Origin of the sequence: Paenibacillus vini, assembly GCF_018403325.1 — a bacterium.
Classification (GTDB): domain Bacteria; phylum Bacillota; class Bacilli; order Paenibacillales; family Paenibacillaceae; genus Fontibacillus; species Fontibacillus vini.
In genome coordinates this window covers 85688-105773 of record NZ_BOSL01000002.1, presented here as the reverse complement: position 1 = coordinate 105773, position 20086 = coordinate 85688, and the positions used below count along the sequence as shown (strand labels likewise).

The 20086-nt window shown below is 47.8% G+C and carries 20 protein-coding genes; 4 read left to right on the top strand and 16 right to left on the bottom strand.

The genetic code is table 11. From position 1 onward, the window contains the following. Positions 1 to 77 precede the first annotated feature (77 nt). The 8 genes from KJS57_RS03790 to KJS57_RS03755 all read right to left on the bottom strand — a co-directional run bounded on the left by KJS57_RS03790 (position 78) and on the right by KJS57_RS03755 (position 8300). Positions 78 to 1019 (bottom strand): ABC transporter ATP-binding protein, encoded by a 942-nt coding sequence (locus KJS57_RS03790; protein ID WP_211019806.1) that lies wholly within the window; start codon positions 1017 to 1019, stop codon positions 78 to 80. Beyond that, positions 1016 to 2011 (bottom strand): ABC transporter ATP-binding protein, encoded by a 996-nt coding sequence (locus tag KJS57_RS03785; protein WP_213653842.1) that lies wholly within the window; start codon positions 2009 to 2011, stop codon positions 1016 to 1018. The genes KJS57_RS03790 and KJS57_RS03785 overlap by 4 nt, the downstream gene beginning before the upstream one ends. A gap of 11 nt (positions 2012 to 2022) precedes the next feature. Further along, positions 2023 to 2985, bottom strand: a complete 963-nt coding sequence (locus tag KJS57_RS03780) for an ABC transporter permease (protein ID WP_213653841.1) — start codon at positions 2983 to 2985, stop codon at positions 2023 to 2025. Positions 2986 to 2988: 3 nt separating this feature from the next. Then, positions 2989 to 3921, bottom strand: a complete 933-nt coding sequence (locus tag KJS57_RS03775; RefSeq protein ID WP_213653840.1) for an ABC transporter permease — start codon at positions 3919 to 3921, stop codon at positions 2989 to 2991. Between the two features lie 192 nt (positions 3922 to 4113). Then, complete coding sequence (locus tag KJS57_RS03770; RefSeq protein WP_213653839.1) at positions 4114 to 5805, bottom strand: peptide ABC transporter substrate-binding protein; 1692 nt, start codon at positions 5803 to 5805, stop codon at positions 4114 to 4116. 222 nt (positions 5806 to 6027) lie between these two features. Continuing rightward, a complete protein-coding gene (locus KJS57_RS03765) occupies positions 6028 to 6411 on the bottom strand; it encodes a DUF3397 domain-containing protein (RefSeq protein ID WP_244861388.1) in 384 nt (127 codons plus the stop codon). Between the two features lie 60 nt (positions 6412 to 6471). Next, on the bottom strand, positions 6472 to 7452 hold the full coding sequence (locus KJS57_RS03760) for a ketopantoate reductase family protein (RefSeq protein ID WP_213653838.1): 981 nt from the start codon (positions 7450 to 7452) through the stop codon (positions 6472 to 6474). 194 nt (positions 7453 to 7646) lie between these two features. Next, complete coding sequence (locus tag KJS57_RS03755; protein ID WP_213653837.1) at positions 7647 to 8300, bottom strand: RsfA family transcriptional regulator; 654 nt, start codon at positions 8298 to 8300, stop codon at positions 7647 to 7649. A 345-nt stretch (positions 8301 to 8645) separates the two neighbouring features. On the opposite strand from KJS57_RS03755, the gene KJS57_RS03750 reads away from it, so the two are divergent. Both KJS57_RS03750 and KJS57_RS03745 read left to right on the top strand, forming a co-directional pair. Next, positions 8646 to 8882, top strand: a complete 237-nt coding sequence (locus tag KJS57_RS03750) for a DUF2626 family protein (RefSeq protein ID WP_211019813.1) — start codon at positions 8646 to 8648, stop codon at positions 8880 to 8882. 143 nt (positions 8883 to 9025) lie between these two features. Beyond that, positions 9026 to 10114 (top strand): coiled-coil domain-containing protein, encoded by a 1089-nt coding sequence (locus KJS57_RS03745; RefSeq protein WP_244861387.1) that lies wholly within the window; start codon positions 9026 to 9028, stop codon positions 10112 to 10114. A gap of 11 nt (positions 10115 to 10125) precedes the next feature. Here KJS57_RS03745 and KJS57_RS03740 read toward each other — a convergent pair whose 3' ends face one another. Both KJS57_RS03740 and KJS57_RS03735 read right to left on the bottom strand, forming a co-directional pair. Beyond that, complete coding sequence (locus tag KJS57_RS03740; protein ID WP_213653836.1) at positions 10126 to 11379, bottom strand: ABC transporter substrate-binding protein; 1254 nt, start codon at positions 11377 to 11379, stop codon at positions 10126 to 10128. A gap of 147 nt (positions 11380 to 11526) precedes the next feature. Continuing rightward, complete coding sequence (locus KJS57_RS03735; RefSeq protein ID WP_213653835.1) at positions 11527 to 12858, bottom strand: PhoH family protein; 1332 nt, start codon at positions 12856 to 12858, stop codon at positions 11527 to 11529. Between the two features lie 121 nt (positions 12859 to 12979). Between KJS57_RS03735 and KJS57_RS03730 the strand changes: the two genes are divergently transcribed. Beyond that, a complete protein-coding gene (locus KJS57_RS03730; RefSeq protein ID WP_213653834.1) occupies positions 12980 to 13654 on the top strand; it encodes a YhcN/YlaJ family sporulation lipoprotein in 675 nt (224 codons plus the stop codon). Positions 13655 to 13699: 45 nt separating this feature from the next. Here KJS57_RS03730 and KJS57_RS03725 read toward each other — a convergent pair whose 3' ends face one another. The 6 genes from KJS57_RS03725 to KJS57_RS03700 form a co-directional block, all read right to left on the bottom strand. Continuing rightward, a complete protein-coding gene (locus KJS57_RS03725) occupies positions 13700 to 14152 on the bottom strand; it encodes a pyridoxamine 5'-phosphate oxidase family protein (protein WP_213653833.1) in 453 nt (150 codons plus the stop codon). 104 nt (positions 14153 to 14256) lie between these two features. Continuing rightward, positions 14257 to 15336 (bottom strand): LCP family protein, encoded by a 1080-nt coding sequence (locus KJS57_RS03720; RefSeq protein ID WP_213653832.1) that lies wholly within the window; start codon positions 15334 to 15336, stop codon positions 14257 to 14259. A gap of 91 nt (positions 15337 to 15427) precedes the next feature. Beyond that, the gene (locus tag KJS57_RS03715; protein WP_213653831.1) at positions 15428 to 15742 is read right to left on the bottom strand and encodes a YlaH-like family protein; all 315 of its coding nucleotides are present in this window, start codon (positions 15740 to 15742) and stop codon (positions 15428 to 15430) included. Positions 15743 to 15775: 33 nt separating this feature from the next. Then, positions 15776 to 17617 carry a translational GTPase TypA gene (gene typA, locus KJS57_RS03710; protein ID WP_211019820.1) on the bottom strand — a complete coding sequence of 614 codons (1842 nt, stop codon included), beginning with the start codon at positions 17615 to 17617 and terminating at the stop codon, positions 15776 to 15778. Between the two features lie 159 nt (positions 17618 to 17776). Further along, positions 17777 to 18271 (bottom strand): hypothetical protein, encoded by a 495-nt coding sequence (locus KJS57_RS03705; protein WP_211019821.1) that lies wholly within the window; start codon positions 18269 to 18271, stop codon positions 17777 to 17779. A 166-nt stretch (positions 18272 to 18437) separates the two neighbouring features. Further along, positions 18438 to 19094, bottom strand: a complete 657-nt coding sequence (locus KJS57_RS03700) for a TerC family protein (RefSeq protein WP_213653830.1) — start codon at positions 19092 to 19094, stop codon at positions 18438 to 18440. Between the two features lie 148 nt (positions 19095 to 19242). Here KJS57_RS03700 and KJS57_RS03695 point away from each other — a divergent pair, with 148 nt between their 5' ends. Continuing rightward, on the top strand, positions 19243 to 19950 hold the full coding sequence (locus tag KJS57_RS03695; RefSeq protein WP_211019823.1) for a TerC family protein: 708 nt from the start codon (positions 19243 to 19245) through the stop codon (positions 19948 to 19950). Positions 19951 to 20086: the final 136 nt, after the last annotated feature.

Here is a 20086-nt window from a genome sequence, read left to right as displayed (position 1 = left end):
ATTGAAAAAAGCCCCCGCGCCGCAAAACGGCGCGAGAGCTGCATTCTAATCTTAACCTAAGCTTTGCCGGAACAAAATTATCCTTTATTCGGCATCGATACCCAGTGGCCTTTGGATACTTCGACGAGTTCCGAATTGTCGAGATCGAACAAGCCGCCGCCTGCAGAACCGTCTTTAGCCGAGTGAATCGGGCCGTTACCGTTATCTTCAAGCAGAATCCGCTTCTTGTTCTCTTCCACTTCAGGATCCGGAATCGGAATCGCCGAGAGCAGCGTTTTGGTATAAGGATGAAGCGGGTTGGCATACAGTTCTTCACTTTCAGCCAGCTCCACGATTCGTCCCAGGTACATAACCGCAACGCGGTCACTGATATGCTTGACCATGGACAAGTCATGCGCGATGAACAAGTAGGTCAGACCGAGACGATCCTGCAAATCCTTAAGCAGATTGACGACCTGCGCTTGAATCGAAACGTCGAGCGCGGAAATCGGTTCGTCGCAAATGATGAACTTCGGATTTACCGCAAGCGCCCGGGCAATCCCGATCCGCTGCCGTTGGCCGCCGGAGAATTCATGCGGATAGCGAGTTGCATGGTCAGGATTAAGTCCGACCATATCGAGCAATTCTTCTACCCGCTTCTTGCGTTCCGCGCGCGATCCGGCCATGCCGTGAATGTCGAGCGCTTCGCCGATAATATCCGTTACCGTAAACCGCGGATTAAGCGATGCGTACGGATCTTGGAAAATCATCTGCATATCGCGGCGCATTGCTTTCATTTTGCGCGGCGACAGTTGATTGATGTCCGTGCCATTGAAGCGGACGCTTCCGCCCGTTGGCTCGTACAGCCGGAGAATCGTCCGGCCTGCCGTGGACTTGCCGCAGCCGGATTCGCCCACAAGACCGAGCGTTTCGCCTTCGGCGATCGAAAAGCTGATATCGTTGACGGCCTTAAGTACATTGCCGCCGCCGACATTAAAATATTTTTTGAGGCCTTCAACCTCGATCAGGTTTTTACTCATGACGACTGTCCCTCCTTGGCCATCGGGTGAAGATCCCAGCAACGGGCCATATGCGTGTCGCTGAATACAGTCGCACCCGGATCAATGCGTTCGCAGATCTTCATGGCCTGATCGCAGCGTGCCGCAAACGGGCAGCCAAGCGGCGGTTTGATCAAATCCGGCGGAGTACCGATGATCGGAATCAGCGGTTCACCCTTCTTCTGGTCAAGCCGCGGCATCGATCTCAGCAAGCCTTTGGTGTAAGGATGCTGTGGGTTTTTAAAGATCTCCCATTTCGTACCGGTTTCAACCACTTCACCGGCGTACATAACGATAACCCGGTCGCACATGCCTGCTACAACGCCCAGGTCATGCGTAATCAAAATGATGGAGGTGCCGAGACGCTGCTGCATCTCTTTCATGACATCCATAATTTGCGCCTGAATCGTAACGTCGAGCGCAGTAGTCGGTTCATCCGCAATCAGCAGTGAAGGCCGGCAAGCCAGTGCAATCGCGATCATTACACGTTGCCGCATGCCGCCGGAAAATTCGTGAGGGTATTGGTTAAAGCGGGCTTCGGCATTTTTGATGCCGACCATTTTTAGCATTTCAATGGCCCGGTTCTTTGCTTCGCCTGCTGACAATTTCTGATGTTTGATGAGTACTTCAGTAATTTGTTTACCAACTTTAATTGTAGGGTTCAAAGAAGTCATCGGATCTTGGAATATCATGCCAATATCTTTACCGCGAATAGCTTCCATTTGTTTGTTGTTCTTTTTGAGTAAATCCTGTCCTTGAAACAAGATTTCGCCTTGCTTGATGAGTGACGGAGGGGACGGAATCAATCGCATAATCGTTTGAGCCGTTACGCTCTTACCGCTGCCGGATTCACCGACGATAGCAACCGTTTCCCCTTTACCTACTTCAAAGTTCATGCCGCGAACGGCTTTTACTTCACCGCCCTTCACCTGGAAGGAGACATGCAAATCTTTGATTTGTAAAATCGGTTCCATCATTCCACCCCCTATTTCTTCAGTTTAGGATCCAGCGCGTCGCGAAGACCGTCGCCAAAAATGTTAAATGCCAGCATCGTCAAGCTGATGACAATGGCCGGGAACAACATGCGCCAAGGATAATACAGCCACCCTGTGAGCGCATCGTTAATCATCGAACCCAACGAAGCGACAGGTGCCTGTACGCCAAGGCCTAAAAAGCTAAGAAAAGCTTCGGCAAAAATAGCGTTAGGTACAGATAGGGTAACCGTAACGATAATTGGGCCTACCGCATTCGGCAGCAAATGGCGGAACAAAAGACGTCCGGATCCGGCGCCCATGGAACGGGAAGCAAGCACGAATTCGCGGTTCTTAAGCTGCATTATTTCTCCGCGGACAATCCAGGACATATTAATCCAGCCCGTGATCGTCAGGGCGATAATTATGGTAGGCAAACTCGGTTCCATAACTACGAGGAGCAGGATGGTTACCAGTAAGTAGGGAATTGCATACAAAATTTCAGAGAATTTGTTCATGATACTATCTACACGACCACCGAAATAACCCATAACACCACCGTAGATGACGCCGATAAAGAGGTCAATCATCGCAGCTGCCAAACCGACGATCAATGAGATTCGGGCCCCCATCCAAGTTCGGACAAACATATCCCGACCCAGATCGTCAGTTCCGAACCAATGCTCTGCGGAAGGTCTTTGATTGGTGTTAAGCAAATCATTTGTATAATAATTGTAATTAAACACCCATTTAGCTATATAAGGCCCTACAATTGCAGCAATTACGATAAACAGCAAAACAATTAAGGCGGTTATCGCCATTTTATTGGTACAGAGCCGCTGCCAAGCATCACGCCAGGAAGAAATGCTTTCCCGCTGAATAATCTCAGCCTGCTTCTCGTCGGTTCCGATTTTACGAAAATCATCCGGCTTCAAATCCGCCGGAGTCGATATTCCACTAGATTGGTTAGCTTCCAACGTCTAGTCCCCCTTTCCTCCGGTAAGCTTGATCCGCGGATCAACAAATCCGTATGCGATGTCCGTCACTAAGCGAGCTATCATCAGTAGAGCTCCATAAAAAATGGTGATCCCCATGATGACCGGGTAGTCCCGTACAGTGATTGCCTGTACAAACTGCTTACCGATACCGCCGATACCAAAGATCTGTTCAATCACGACCGAGCCTGTAACGATATTGGCAGTCATAGGGCCCAGATAAGTAACAACAGGCAATATCCCGTTGCGGATTACGTGGCGAAATAAAATAGCATACCAGCGCAAGCCTTTGGCTTTTGCAGTTTTAATATAATCGGCATGCAGAACTTCCAGCATGCTGGATCGGGTAAGACGAGCAATAAAGGCAATTGGCTGAGCCGAAAGTGCGGCCACAGGAAGGAAATAGTACATCGGCCCCTTGAATCCCATAGTAGGGAACCAATGCAATTTGGATGAGAATACGAACTGCAGCAAGGATGCGACAACAAAGCTCGGAACCGCAATTCCCAATACCGCGAGTACCATTGCTACATTGTCTATCAATTTACGATGATACAAGGCCGCAAGCAGACCTAGGGCAACCCCGACGATTACCGAGACAACAATAGACACCAAACCAAGTTTAAGCGAAGCGCCAAAAGTATCCTTGATGATGTCAGTCACGTTCTGATTAATTTTTTTCATCGAAATCCCAAAGTCACCCTGCGCAATATCTCCTAAGTACTTGAAATATTGTTCATAAACGGGTTTGTTCAATCCGTATTGCTCATAAAGACGCTCTTGAATCGCTGGTGGGACTTTTTTTTCCGACATGAATGGATCACCCGGTATTGCTTTCATAAGAAAGAAGGTGGCGGAAATTAATATAAACAGCGAGATGAGTGTGTAGAACAATTTGTTTGCAATATAACGTGCCATACCCGTTAGCACCTCCTCTTATAAAATTCGACATAAATCGATTTTAGGGTAAACCGCTTCATTTGTCTATTCGATATATCTGTATAAGTCCGTAAAACTTGGAAGATCAATCTACAATAAAAAACGGGATATATATGGAGTTCCCACATATATATCCCGAACCAACTATTCAATTCAAGTTCAAATTGTCAATTAATGTTCAAGAATGTATGCATGAGTGTAATCAACAGCTCCGCTGAAATCTACATTTACACCCTTCAAATATGTTTTCTCAAGGGAAACGCTGGTGTAATAGTAAATAGGCATCAAAGCCATATCATCCTTAACAAACATTTCTTCTGCCTTAGCAAAATTAGTATCGCGTTGAGTGGCATCAGAAGAAGCTTTAGCTTCATTAATCAGTTTATCGTATTCGGCATTAGCATAACCAAGGTCATTGTTGCCTCCGTTTGTCATCCACATATCCATGAACGTCATAGGATCATTATAATCCGCTGACCAAGCGCCGCGTGCGATTTGATAATCCAAGTTTTGACGGTTTTTCAGGAAAACGCCCCATTCTTGGTTTTCAATTTTCACATCAACGCCCAGGTTGGTTTTCCACATATCAGAAATTGCAGTTGCAATTTTCTTATGACCTTCGCCTGTATTGTAAATTAAAGTAATGTCCGGAAGTTTAGTGTATCCTTCTTCCTGCATTCCTTCTTCAAGCAATTTCTTAGCCTCTTCCACATTTTCTTGGAAGTAGGATTTGTCATCATGCTCTTTGCGGAATTCTTCTCCGCTGGCACCAAGAATACCAGGAGGTACGTAACCGTAAGCTGGAATTTGACCACCCATGGTTACCTTATCTACCAGAGTTTGGCGATCTACTGCCATCGAAAACGCTTTACGAATCTTCACGTTATCAAACGGCTTAGCATTCGCATTAAATTGGTAGTAATAGGTGCTTGCGATACCTTTAACTTTATATTCATCAGCAAGTTCCTTTTGAACGATCGGAATTTGATCAGTTGGAATTTCGCCGTTCGGGTGTCCTGCGCGATCCAATTCATCATTGCGGTAACTAGTGAGCTCAGTTGCGCCGCTTTCTACCAGAGACATATTTACTTTTGTCAGCTTAATGCTGTCTTTATCCCAATAATTATCGCTCTTGGACACTTCGATGGTTTGGCCTTTTGTCCAAGTTGTAAGCGTGAAAGGACCATTTACAATCATCTTAGCCGGATCCGTTGCCCATGCAGCGTCATCTGCTACAGAGGAATGAACCGGGTAGAATGTGTAGAATGCTGTCAAGCCAAGGAAATATGGCGTAGGCGCCGTCAATTCCACTTCCAGCGTATTCTCGTCGGTTGCTTTAACTCCAACCTGGCTGAAGTCAGTAATTTTTCCTTCATTATATTCTTGACCATTTTTAATGTAATACAATTGATAAGCGTAAGGTGCCGCCGGTTGAGTATTCGGGCTAAGCACACGTTCCCAAGCAAATACAAAATCATTGGCTGTTACAGGATCACCGTTGCTCCATTTTGCATCTTTCCGCAAGTGAAACGTGTATTTCGTTCCGTCGACATCCCAGGATTCAGCTACGCCTGGAGCTTCTTTGCCATCGGCATCGATGCGTACAAGTCCTTCATACATCAGCTTAAGAACGGTGTTGGCTTGGCTGTCTTGCGCTTGCGCAGGATCAAATGTAGGCGGCTCCGCACTCAGGTTGATTCTAAGCGTCTGATCCGCGGCCAATTTCTCTTCACCGCTGTTTGCAGCATTCTCGCCGCTGTTTGAGGCACCATTGTTCTTGTCGTTCGATCCGCATGCCGCAAGCAGCGTACCAACCGCAAGAACTAGTGTCAAAAGCAGCAAAAGACTTTTACTCTTCTTCATCTTGCAGTGTCCCCCTTAAAATTTGTGGTATATGTTTTTAGATTATACAACCAGCGGTCAAAAAAATCCAACATAAATTTTCTGAAATTTAATCAGTGGTTAATAAAAAGGACTATTTCTTAACAAAATAGTCCTTTCTACAATATTGACTTTTTATTTTCTTAACAATTAACCTATGATGTCATTTATTTTATGTAATTCCAGATTTCTCTTTAGCAGAATCTAAGCTGCTGAAACATATGTAATGAAGCTAATGAGAAAAAGCAAAATATAGGCGATTCCGGTTCCGGCAAACGTCAGCCTCCAAACTGCCCTAAGCAGTCTTCGCATATCCACTTTGCCCTTCATCCGGTTTTGCGCTCCTCCGATCAGTCCGACGGCGATCAGCAAAACAAGCAAAATGAGATAGAATCCGAACTTTGAAGCGAAAACAATGTTAAACAAGGCGGAAACGGACAAAATCAGAAACAACGTTGTCACATCCATAGCAAGCTTCACGGCCGCTTTCTTGTCTTTCTTTAAATAGTAGGTAATGAAATACACAATTATAAAAGGAATGATCGGCATCACAGAGAGAACGAAGATAGACGTGAGCAAAATACCCAAAGCTCCACCTCCTCAGAGAATTTAATTGCCTTCCGGGCTTTCAAAAATTGTTACGGCACTTCATGTGGGCAGCGCCCTGATCAACCGCCAGAGGGTTTCATGTCCTGGAACTTGTAAATTTACCGAGCGGGCCATTTCCACAAGATGTCCATTAATGTAGTCGACTTCAGTAGGCAACCCCTCGAGAACATCCTTTAACATCGAAGAAGTATTGGTGGAAGTAGAACGGCAAACATCGGCGATAATGGCGTTCATATCGGAATCATATGGGATGCTGCAGGCTTGGTAAACACGGATGCCCTCTTCGCAAAGCTGGCGGATCAGCTCCGCTCGATCCTCACCTTCCAGCAATTCGCCGTTGGGGATTCGCAATAGGGCCGTCAGAGGATTTATAACAGCATTAATTAATAACTTCCTGTAAATCTCTTTATCGATGTCATTCGACAAAAATGATTCAAATCCTGCCTTTTCAAGCCGATTCACTAAACTTTCCCCTGCTTTTTTACTCGTTTCATTCTTTTCCGAACCTGATTTTGCAAGGTTTGCAAACCTGGAATAACCCGTAATTCCGATTCGGGTCGCACCGTGCCCCGCACGGATTACTACGGATCCTTCCTCTCTTTTTGCCCCTTCGGTAGTGATTACCGCATAGACGGAATTCCCTCCAAATGAGGTCTTAATCTTCTCTATATGTCCGACTCCGTTCTGAAAGCAGGCGATTTTCGTATTGTTTCCCATTCTAGCCTTCATGCCGCTTAACAGACTCGCATCAATATGCCGCTGCTTCACGGTTAGCAAAATCCAATCCGGTGTATCCTGCCTTGTATTTTCAGTCGCTTCTGTTATAGGGCTGGCTGTAAAAATTTTCGGCGCTATGTGCAGCTCTGAATCGTCTTGTCCTTTCACTACAATGCCGCGCTCACGAAGCGTCGCCGCTTGTTCAACTGTTCTTGTCCAAAAAGCGACCTCGTCGCCGGATGCGGCCAGCAATCCTCCGAACAACATGCCCAGTGCGCCCGAACCGATAACCTCGATTTTCATGTTCTTCTTCCTTTCCGCCGAGCTATAGCTATATAAGATGAACTTAATTGAATGATCTTGTGTAGTTTCCTACTTTCTTTATACCAGACCTTCTAACACAAAACAGCCCTGAAAATAATAAAATCCTGCCGTTTCGGCAGGATTCGCTTTTGTAATCTTGATTCCTTATTGCATTCTTTTTGCTTCATTATTTACTATTCGATTCGTTCCAAATTTCCATTCGCATCCATCTTAAATCTCGTTTTCGCTTCTTCGTCTTCCTCATTTAGAAAGGCCAACCGGCGGGCGCGATCCATAATTTGGATTAATGCCTTATAATCGTCATTCACTACCCTGTAGTCGGTCTGTACTTCATTTACTTGGGCTGACAGATGCTGATTCTCCTCGCGGAGTCTGGCAAGCTGCTCTTCTTTATCCCTCAACTCTTTCTCAAGAGATTTCACGTGCCGGCTCGTATCCTGAATCGTACTTTTCCAGCCGCGTAAAAAGCGGATCACCGCATCGATAGAAATCGTCTCTTCCGTAACGCCCTCGCTTCTGTAGTTCACTTCGTCCAGCTCAACCGGGGCCAGCGATGAAATCGCCGGATTGCCCGCAAGGCTCCCCTGCTTCTTCATGTAACTCCGTTTTTGCCTTTGGGCCTTGGCAATGCCAATCGCCGCTTCATATTTTTTGCGAACGCAACTGTTCCACCGGAAACCGCAAGCTGCTGCCGTTCTTCCGATACGTTCCCCAACTTCCTCAAAGGCGGTTAATTGGGTACTGCCTTCCCGAATATGGCGCAGAGTCACTTCCGCCAAAATCAAATCATCTTCCGCACTCCACGCATCTTGTCTCACTGCTGTCATGCTATAAAAACCTCCTAACGACATCCTAATATAACCGTCTTCCGACCGGCAGTTCCGGCAGGCTCGCTGGTAAAAAGCTTCTTACTCCATTTCTATGCCTCTCATAGAGTTCATAGAATCTATTTGATACTAAAATGTATTTCCAATTTAAAGCGCCTCCATACCTGTTTCAAAAAAATCCGAATTTCCATTCATTAATTCGGAATGACAGGCAATAATATATGTCACAGCACGAGCTACATCTTGCTAAATATTATGACTTTTCGTTTACACATGTTGGGGTAACGGGTATAATGAGGTATAGAAATCGGTAGACGTGTATACATAGGAAAGGGGGATTTTCTCTTGGATCGCATGTTCCGCGTTCTTGGCTTTTTCACATTAGCCATCGGACTTATGGCTTTCGCCGGCAACCTGATTGAAATGGCTTTGCTGTTCTTCGTGCAAACCGCCTTTTTCGTACTGTTCGGTTATCTGAAATTTACGGAAAGAACGTACATTTTGCTCTTCTGGGGTTATATGATTGTCGCCTTTACAGGCTTCAGCTATTGGACAATCTTTCAGATGGGAATGCCGCTGTAATCCCCTCTGTTCCAAACCGATTAAAGGCGATCCGGCCAACACCGGACCGCCTTTTTTCATTTTTAGTTCGATAGGAATAAAATGACTTACTGATATTTGGTTTACTGGTATCATATATATGGATGGAATCCAATTGGGGGAGCGTGGATGAAATAATTAACAGAAGAATCTCTTCTTTGTTCCTCTCGATATCTCTTACCGTCACCCTCTTGCTGCCGATGCAAACTACGGCTGCCCCGATGTCGGACGAGGAGTTGAAGGTTCTGGAGAAGAGCTTGTCGATTGTGGAGATTGACCGGGAAATTGTCCGGATCGAGACGCAACAGAAGGAAACCGAGCAATCGATTCAGCAGCTTGAACTGCAGCTTGCGGACAAGAACGAGCAAATCCGCGGAAGCCGGGATCAAGCCGGCAAGCGAATTGCCGCTTACTATATGGGGGAGCGGGAAACCCTGCTATCGGCGCTGTTGTCCGCGGACAGCCTGAAGGACTTTTTTACGATGCTCGACTATTATCAATTGATCGTTGAACGAGACCGATATATTATGGATGCCTACAAAAAGGAATATGCGGGTTTGGCGAAAACGAAACGCAAGCTGGATCAGTTATCGTCCGACCTTGATCAAATGAAGACCGCCTTGCTCCAGCAGCGGGACCGCGTCGCCCTTCTGCAGGAAAGCCTGGACGGTTCGCTAAGCGCAAGTAGCGATCCCGAGAAAATGAAAGCAATGATCCAAGAGCTGACCACTTACTGGGAAAACGTCGGATTGTATGAAATCCGCCGCCATTTCCGGGCGCTGGCGACGGCGATGTCCGATTTTCCTGACTTTTTAAAAGACCATAAAGACAGTCTCTCTTCCGGTAAGAACGGCTATACGCTGACGGTCAAGGAAGCAGACTTGAACGATTTTCTCCGCTCAAAAAATGAGCTGTTAAAGAACATGTCCTTTGTCTTTGAAGACGGGCGCATTATTGCACAAGGTCGGAGGGAAGGTCTTGAATTAGTGGTGGAGGGCCATTATACCGTTGAAAACGAACCGCAAAATTGTATCATCTTCCATGTGGACCGGCTGCTGTTTAACGGCCTGGAACTGCCGGATACGACAAGAGCCGAGCTTGAGGAAGATTTCGATCTCGGATTTTATCCCAAAAAAATAGTTCCCTTCGTCGAAGCCACCGAAGCGGACATCCGAGAGGGAACCCTGATTGTGAAACTAAAAATTGTTTTATGAGAATAACGAACTTATAAGGACTCTAATTCACTTAAGTAGGATTTATAACTGAGCTCCCCGTATAAAAAAGATGAGGACAATGCGCCATATTTCTCCATTAGCAAGGGAATTCCGGCCCCCACGGGCAGCGGAGTTCCCTTTCCATTTACGAATGAAGCCGGGATCCAGGCAGGAAGTCCATTGCGGGACGCTTGATAGTACATCGTTTTTAACACTGGCAAATATCCCGTTAAGTCAAACCACTGACGCTGCTGAAGCTGGGTTGTCATTGCTGTAATCCACAGACCGGCCGCTTCTTTATTACCCGATCGCGCCGAGACGGTGTAACTTCTTCCTCCTACCCATGCTCCGCCTGCAGGTGATTCCTGGTCCGGGTAGACGATTTTGAGATTCGGATGCTGGTGCCGCTTAGCATCGCTCCACCTTACCAAGGCAAAGGCCGCTTCTCCGTTGAACAGTTTATTCCACGTTTCTTCTTCCCCCGGTGCTCCTAGAGTCGTCAAGAAAGGCTTCATCGTATCCAGTTGCTGAACTACCGCTTCCAGCTCCTCGGTGGGCTTGAACAAGGATGTCTCATCCGTTGAACCGCGTTGTCCCGTCAGCTGCCACATGAACGACATCACAGCATAAGGGTCGTTAAAATCCAATGCGAACAAATAAGGGGATGAAGGATGTTTCTTATAAGCGCTTAGCAGCGCTCCCCAATCGCTCCCCGATGCGGGAAATTCCAGCCCGGCCTCTTTTAGCTTACCGGGATGATACACCCATACGTAAGGATCGGCATCCATCGGAACCGCCCATACATAACCATTCCACTCATTTTGTGTTAAGGAAGCGCTTAACACTTCGCCGGTCAAAGAACCCGAATAATAACTTTCGGTCGGAAGCAAGTAGCCGCCGGAAGCAAATCTCCGGATCCATGTATTGTTCAGCAGGAGAACATCCGGAGAATCTCCCAGTTCCAATTCCTGCCGAATAGCCGAATAATCCTTTCCGGCCGGAAGATTTCTCAGCTCAACTTCAATATGATATTCATCCACCACCTGCTGATTCAGCTGTTGTAGACGCAAAAAATCGGATTCATTCAATTGAACCGCAACCGAAATAGAGCCTGGGTCATTCTCCGTTTCCAGGCTTTGCGGCGTTATCGGCTCCGTTTCTCCTTGGTCCTCAGATCTCATCAGGGTCGATGTTTCGCTTGGCGACAAATTGATCAAGGCGAGTAAAAGGATGGCAAAAAGCACCCAATGGTTTTTTCGCTTCACACCGGTTCTTCCTCTCCGCTTGTTACCCCCTATTGTAACAAATCTCCTCGGAGATTGTCCTTACAAATCATTACAAAAATGACGTCACGGTAAAAAATGCCGAAGCTTTCGCTTCGGCATTGTAACAGCGGTCTCTTATGTCAATGGCTAGAGCAGGTCCGCAGCCAGTTGGGCCAGCTTGGAACGCTCCCCTTTTTCCAAAGTAATGTGGCCGCTGATTCCCTGTTCCTTAAACCTTTCCACCAGGTAGGTCAAGCCATTGCTGGCCGAATCGAGATAAGGATGGTCGATTTGCTCAGGGTCTCCCATTAAAATGATTTTGCTTCCCTCACCTACCCGGGAGACGATCGTCTTCACTTCATGCCGGGTCAAATTTTGCGCTTCGTCCACAATAATGAACTGCCCGGGAATCGAGCGCCCGCGGATGTAAGTCAGCGCCTCAACCTGTATGCTTCCCAGCCCCATCAAAATTTTCTCGATATCGCCGGACTTCTTCGTATCGAATAAATACTCGAGATTATCATAGATCGGCTGCATCCAGGGGCGGAGCTTTTCATCCTTCTCACCCGGCAAATAACCGATGTCCTTGCCCATCGGAACGACCGGGCGTGCGATTAGAAGCTTTTTATATTTATGGTCATCTTCCACTTTCATTAAACCGGCGGCCAGCGCCAACAATGTTTTCCCGGTCCCCGCTTTACCTGTTATGGTTACGAGCGGAATCTCATCGTTCAACAGCAATTCCAGCGCCATCCTCTGCTGGGCATTGCGGGCGCTGATCCCCCAAACGGAATCATTGCTTAAATATAGCGGCTCAAGTTTGGAAGCATCCCAATTAACACGCAGTAGCGCCGATTTTCCGGTGCCCATTTCATCTTTTAAAATAACAAACTCATGCGGATAGAGATTATAGGAAAGTCCCAGCGGTTTTATCGGTAAATAACGGTATGAATAAAATTCATCGATAACGGAAGGATGCACTTTAAGGGTAGAGTATCCGGAGTATAAATCCGACGGGCCGGCTGTGCGGTCGGACAAATAATCCTGGGCGTTCAAGCCCAAAACATCGGCTTTGATCCGGACAAGCACATCCTTGCTGACCAGTACGACAGGACGCGGTTCATTATTATCTTGCTGTTCCAGATGATAGTTGAGCGCCACGGCCAATATCCGGTTATCGTTCGTAATCTCGCCGAACATCTCCTGTACCTTGAGAAAACTGCGGTGGTTCAGTTCCACCTTCAGCCTCCCCCCGCTTTCCAGCAGAACTCCGTCATGCAAATGACCGATTTCACGAAGTCCATCCAGAAGCCGGGATACCCTGCGCGCATTGCGGCCAATTTCTTCCGCATTCCGCTTCTTGGAGTCGATTTCTTCCAGGACTACCGCCGGTATGACTACCTCATGCTCGTCAAAAGCAAATATTGCATTCGGATCATGCAGCAAAACATTGGTATCGAGCACAAAGATTTTTTTCACGAATATCCCCTCCACCGAACATCTTGCAGCCTCTAATTCACATACATACTTTCCCCCGTCCGGGAAATGTTAAAAAGTATAGTTTACTACAAGATCCCTACTGAAAGGACGGTGGCAGTTCATGCGAATATGGCTGTGTTTGTTATTGACGATTTTTCTGCTTACTAGCTGCGGTACGGCAACTGAAAAGGCATCACCCTCTCCTCAGAATCAAACTAACAACGGTCCCCGTGCTCAAAGCACAAACGACGGGAACAGGAATATGACAGATGGTACAGGTACCAGGGCGCTGTCGGCGACAGAAAGACAAAACCATTTGGAAGAACTAGTAAAAAGGGTACCTGGCGTAAAAGGCGCTCATTGCGTCGTCATGGGTAGAACTGCGGTTGTTGGCATCGATGTCGATTCAAAACTGGAACGCGCCCGAGTAGGAAACATCAAATATACGGTAGCCGAGGCGCTCCGTAAGGATCCCCAAGGTGCTGGCGCTATTGTGACCGCCGATATCGATCTGAACCAGCGGATTGCCGAAATCGGCGATAAAATAGCGAACGGCAATCCGATCGGCGGGTTTGCAACCGAGCTGGCCGACATTATCGGTCGAATCGTGCCGCAGATGCCGGGTGATACCCGTCCGAGGGACAATGCGCCTAAGGTTCAGAATAACGGGACCGGCAATGTCAACGACGGAATCCGCAGCAATGGAACCATTAATGATAGAACCGGCGGTCAGCAAGGCGACAACCGTACCAAGAACCGCGGAACCAAAGAGATGCAAATGGCCCCAGGCAGATAACTCGAAATGGGATGTCCCAAAAGAAAAAGCCCAGCGAAAAATTCGCTAGGCTTTTTTCATGGCAGCAAACACTTGGTTGTCCAAGAGTTCCGCCGCACGATGATCATATACTTTGGCATAGGACGGCGCGGAGGCAAGCTGCGCTCCATAAAACAGCGCATTGCGGACCGCGTCAATCTTCATGTCGAAGCAGCACATTTTGAAATGAACCCCATCAAGCGGGTCTTGAACGACCTCAGCTTTACCGTTGATCGCATAAATCGTCTCCTCGCCAAACACGGTAACCGTAATTCTCGGATGGGCCTTGATGTTTCGGACCAATCTCGACCGGTGATCGAGGGTAAAACGCAGCGTGGAATGGTCCAGGGCGTAAATCCAGGAAATTGCACTGGAAGTCGGTCCCCCGGATTCTTCGTCCACCGTACTCAGCAAAACAAATGTTTCGGACTGGAATGCAGCGTATAACGGTTCAGACAATTGGGTTACGAGTTCGGACATATGCCAGCCCTCCTGTAGTGCTAATCGTCATTAGATTCTTCATAATTAAAACAAACCGTATAACTAATTGTATTATACCATGGCCAAAAACTTGCATTCAATCGTCAATTGCCTGCTTGTTCGTCGGGTTCCCCGGCCGACGGCGGCGTTTTCGTCCCGGCAAGCTCATTCTTCAGCGCCTGCTTGGCCTGTTCCAGCTCGTCATCATCCACATAAACATAAGGGCTCTTCCATTGTCCGGTTACCGGCACGAAATCGACATTTTCCTTGGAGATGTTCCAGTAAGTAGAAATCATATTTTTCATCTGCTTGGATTCCAGATCGGTCTCCATATTTTTGCCGACCGATTCGATGACCTTGCCAGCGCCAAGCACCCCGTTCAACGATTTCGCCTGATCGATCAGAGCGTGCAGCACTTCGTTCTGCCGGCGGTTACGGTCAAAGTCGTCCGATGCCTTTGTCCTAGGATCACAATTCGACTTCCGGTAACGGACAAAGCCGAGCGCATCCTCACCGTTCAGATGCTGCGGTCCCGCCTTCAAGTTAATATCGGTTCCATCGGCACTGTCCCGATAGCACATGTTAGCATCTACGTTTACGTCGACGCCGCCAAGCGAGTCAACGATGTCGCGGAAACCTTGAAAGTTCAGAACCGTTACATAATCGATGGTCAAGCCGAAATATTTGCCCATCATCGTTTTCATTTCCTGTTCGGCGGAGATGCCCGACTTCTTCTCGGCTGCCAGGAAATTCGGATAGAAGGCGTTTAGCTTATTCGTCTTGTAGCCGTCCATTTCAAATCGGGTATCCCGAGGCAAGGAAACGACGGTAGCCGATTTTGTATCAGGATTCATGGAAATTACCATCATCACGTCGCTCAGATGGGTTCCTGTTTTCGGCCGATAATCCGTACCGAGCAGCAGCATGGTGAGCGGCTTTACCTTAGCCGATTTCTCGGGAGCCACATTAGCTGAAGTCCCTGTATCGTCAATTACCTTATCGACTGTCAGCCAAAGGAAACCAATATAGGCTCCAACGCCGACAACCGCTAAAATCATAATGCTCAACAGAACCTTCAGAAAGGTTTTTCCGCCGGATTTTTTTCTTTTCTTCGGACTCTTACCTTTGGAAGTTACTCTTTGGTTCTGCCCCCGAGGAGGCAAACCGCTGCGATTAGAACTCATGAAATCTAACACCTAATTTCGTCTGTATTAAGCCGCATGAATAATAACGAATAGAGACCGCGATTAGTTACAGCCTCCACGGACAGCAGGACTAGTCCTGCTTATTCAAGGCGGACGGCTCGGAAGCGGACTTGTCCTTCCGGCTCCGACGTCCTTCTACAAAATAACGGATTCGCACCATCAGCATCAAAACCACGGCTACGAGAAGACATTGAATAATCGGCAGCTTATCGATCTGAAAAATAAGCAGAAGGAAAGAACCGATCGCCATAAGCAGGTAAAGGATAATCTCCTTCAGAAGCGGGAGCTTCTGTTGGGTACGGAACACTTTGTTGTACACGAAAATCACAAGCACATAAATTAGAATGTAGGATATTACCGGATTTTGCGCAAACCAAGCCTGCAAGACGGGTCCCTCCTTCAATATCGTTAGTAATTATTATAGATTGGCTTCCGCATTTTTGCGATGTTTTTCGGCACGTTCGCGTTCGCTCTTGTTCAAGATCTTCTTACGGAGACGAACCGATTTCGGAGTAATTTCGCAATACTCGTCATCATTCAAATATTCAAGCGCCTGCTCCAGCGAGAAGAGCCGAGGCGTTTTCATCTTAACCGTATCGTCTTTGGTCGCCGAGCGAACGTTCGTCAATTGCTTTTCTTTGCAGATATTGACGACGATATCGTTGTCGCGAGTATGCTCTCCGACGATCATTCCCTCATAGATCTCAGCTCCCGGCTCCAAGAACAGGATACCGCGATCTTCGATGGACAAAATTCCGTACAGAGTGGAAACGCCGTTTTCGCTCGAAACAAGCACGCCCTCATGACGTCCGCCGACCTGGCCGCCAATAAGCGGTCCATAGCTATCGAACGCATGGTTCATAACGCCGTAGCCGCGAGTCAATGTCAGGAAGTGAGTGCTGTAACCGATCAGACCGCGAGCCGGAATCAGGAATTCCAGGCGAACCTGTCCATTACCATTGTTGATCATATTGACCATTTCCGCTTTACGCGAGCCAAGGCTTTCCATTACGGAGCCCATGCTCTCTTCAGGCACATCGATCAGCAACCGTTCCACCGGCTCCATCTTCATGCCGTCAATTTCTTTGACGATAACTTCCGGCTTCGACACTTGGAGCTCATAACCTTCGCGGCGCATATTCTCGATCAGGATACCGAGATGCAGCTCACCGCGTCCCGAAACGATAAACGCATCCGGGCTATCGGTTTCGTCGACGCGCAGAGAAACGTCGGTTTCCAGTTCTTTAAGCAACCGCTCGCGAAGTTTACGGGAGGTTACCCATTTTCCTTCGCGTCCGGCAAACGGACTGTTATTAACCAGGAAGGTCATTTGCAGCGTCGGTTCGTCGATTTTCAGAACAGGCAAAGCTTCCGGTTGATTCGGATCGGCAATGGTCTCTCCGATATTGATATCTTTAATCCCTGCGATCGCCACGATATCGCCGGCTCCGGCTTCTTCAATTTCAACGCGTTTCAGCCCTTGGAAGCCAAACAGCTTCTCGATGCGGGCTGATTTCTTACCGCCGTCGCGTGTCATAACCGCAACGGGTTGACCTTGGCGAATCACGCCACGATTGACACGGCCAATCGCAATTCGGCCCAGATATTCATTATAGTCCATCAAAGTGACGAGAAATTGGAGCGGTTCTTCCACGTTCTCCGTAGGAGCCGGGATATGGTCGATGATCGTTTCGTAAAGAGCCAGCATGTTCTCATCCTGTTTTTCAGGGTTCAAACTGGAGGTTCCGTTCAAAGCGGATGCATATACAACGGGGAATTCAAGCTGTTCATCGTTCGCTTCAAGCTCGATGAACAGATCGAGTACTTCATCAATTACTTCCGCAGGGCGGGCTGCAGGGCGGTCAATCTTATTAACGACGACAATCGGGGTCAACTGATGTTCAAGCGCTTTACGAAGTACGAATTTGGTCTGCGGCATGCAGCCTTCGTAAGCATCGACGACCAACAGCACGCCGTCTACCATCTTCATAATCCGTTCCACTTCGCCGCCAAAGTCGGCGTGTCCCGGAGTATCCACAATGTTAATCAAATAATCTTTATAAGTGATCGCGGTATTTTTGGCCAGAATGGTAATTCCGCGTTCGCGTTCCAGATCATTGGAATCCATCGCGCGTTCCTGGACGGATTCATGTTCCCGGTAAATACCGGACTGTTGAAGCAGTTTGTCGACAAGCGTCGTTTTGCCGTGGTCTACGTGAGCAATAATCGCAATGTTGCGGATTTGTTTTCTTTCATGCATGGGTTTTCTCCATATCCTTTCGTCTCTGTTTGCTTATTCTATAAAGCTAAGACAGCTGAATCACCACAAAACAAGCGTCGGAGTTCTCATATCCCGACGCTTGGACATATCCCTTATATTATACGCAAATTTTAGAGAAATTCAAGAACTTTCCATACATCACCAGCTTCGCCGGGTTTTTCCCCGCGCGGCAATCAACCAGATGCCTCCTATTATCAGCGCAATGGCAACCAAATAGATCAGCGCCAGCGAAAATAAGGTGATGCCGAACAATATGACGGACACGGCTCCCACAATAACGGCCGCAATCATAACCCCGTTTTGGCGGACGGATGAGAAAAATTCATACTCGTACAGTCCGACAGCGATTCCGAGGATAAATCCGGGCCAGCTGTACTTGAGGGTGGTCCATCCCCAAATGTTCGCAATAATAAACAGAACACCGTAAACGGTCAGAATCCCTCCGGGCAGCAGCAGCTCGGACGGCCCTTTTCTCCAAAAATGCCACAGGTGAAATACAATGCCCGGTATCAGCAACAGTAGCGGCCAAAGCGCCTTTCCAAGAAAACTGAATACCCCGAGTTTTCCAAGCAGGATGATGATCCCGGCAGCCAGAATCAAAATTCCGGTCATTAGCTTGTTGTTATCGGACATCCCATCACACACCTTCCGGTTAGACAATGAGGGACATGCCGCGGCAAATTACGACATTCCCTTTATGATTTCAGTTTAAATGAAAACAGCATAAAAAACCACTCTCTCCCGGATCAAGAGAGTGATTTTTTCATGCCTCGGTCGGCAAATTGAATGCGACGGGAGTTCAACGACCGGCCTGATATTTTTTCACCCAACCGAACATAATAACGAGCGCGGCCAACGCGATCGGCAGCATGTTCGTAAGAGCCGGAAGCGTCGTCTCAAGCAGCCCCCCCAGCTTGGGGTCATGCAGCAGCATATCGCCGGCCGTATAGCCAAGAATTCCGGCGCCGGCATAAGTCAGTATTGGCAGTCGCTGCAGCCAGTCTGCAATCAGATTGCTGCCCCATACCACGATAGGGATGCTGATCGCAATCCCGATAACGAGGATGGCGAGATCCCCGTTGGCCAGCGCCGCAATCGCAAGCACATTGTCGAGACTCATAATGAAATCAGCCGCGAGAATGGTTCGGATCGCACGCCACATCGTACCCGCTTCACGAACTCGTGTAGACTCCTCATGGGGTAATAGAAGCTTAAAGGCAATACCTGCAAGCAATAGTCCGCCGGCTGCCTGAATAAACGGAATTTGCAGCAGCACCACAGCAACCCATGACAAGAGACAACGAAGCAGTACCGCTCCCAGTGCCCCCCACCATACAGCCCGTTTGCGCTGCTGGAGCGGCAGCTCCTTGCTTGCCATCGCAATAACCAGAGCGTTGTCGCCGCTGAGCACCAGATTTATGATCAGAATTTCTGAAAGCAGTATCAGCTGATCCACGCTTATCCCCCTTTTTGAACAACCTCTTATCATTTTTATGAGGCAAGTGGGCAAGCTATGTCTTTATCCTTTTGTAAAAAATAATCTGGACAAATGAATCCATTTGGTTAATTAATACGTATATACGTCTGAAGAGGAAGTGACATAAGTGGAATTTTTCAGTGCAACATTTTTTCTCTCTCTGATCAATATCATTTTTATCGATTTGATTTTGGCTGGAGATAACGCAATTGTCATCGGAATGGCGGCTAGAAAGCTTCCCAAGACAGTTCAGAAGAAGGCGATCCTTTACGGTACGGCCGGCGCTATTTTGCTTCGCATCGCCGCCACGCTTGTGGTCGTCTGGCTGTTGGGAATTCCTTGGCTGCTTGCGGTTGGCGGACTCATGCTCATCTTTATCGCTTACAAAGTACTTGCCGATGAAGGTGATCACGATTCCGTCGAAGCCAAAGATTCGCTTTGGCCTGCGGTACGAACTATTGTCATTGCGGATGCCGCGATGGGACTGGATAACGTAATCGCTGTAGCCGGCGCATCGGGACAACATACAATTCTTGTAATCATCGGACTGCTGATCAGTGTGCCGATCGTCGTTTGGGGAAGCACCTTATTTATTAAGCTGCTCGGAATGTTTCCCTGGATCGCCTATGTCGGGGCGGCCGTGCTGGCCTACACCGCAGCTCATATGATTACCGAAGAACCGCATTTCATTGGCTTTTTTGAGGACAACCCTATTCTGCGGTACCTGTTTATCGCGCTCGTTATGGCCGGTGTGCTATTTGCCGGTTATAGAACAAAACAAAAGCACCGCGAAAAGGAAGAAGAAAAACGCCGGTCCCATCCGGCTACCCGTTAAACATCGGTGCCAAGACAAAACAAATCGCTCCCGGACCGGCCTGAGGCCAGCGGGAGCGATTTGTTTTCTTTCTTAGGCGATGAATTCAGCTAAGCTTTGCGTCAAATTGATGCGTAGGTTTTGGGATAACTGAAGT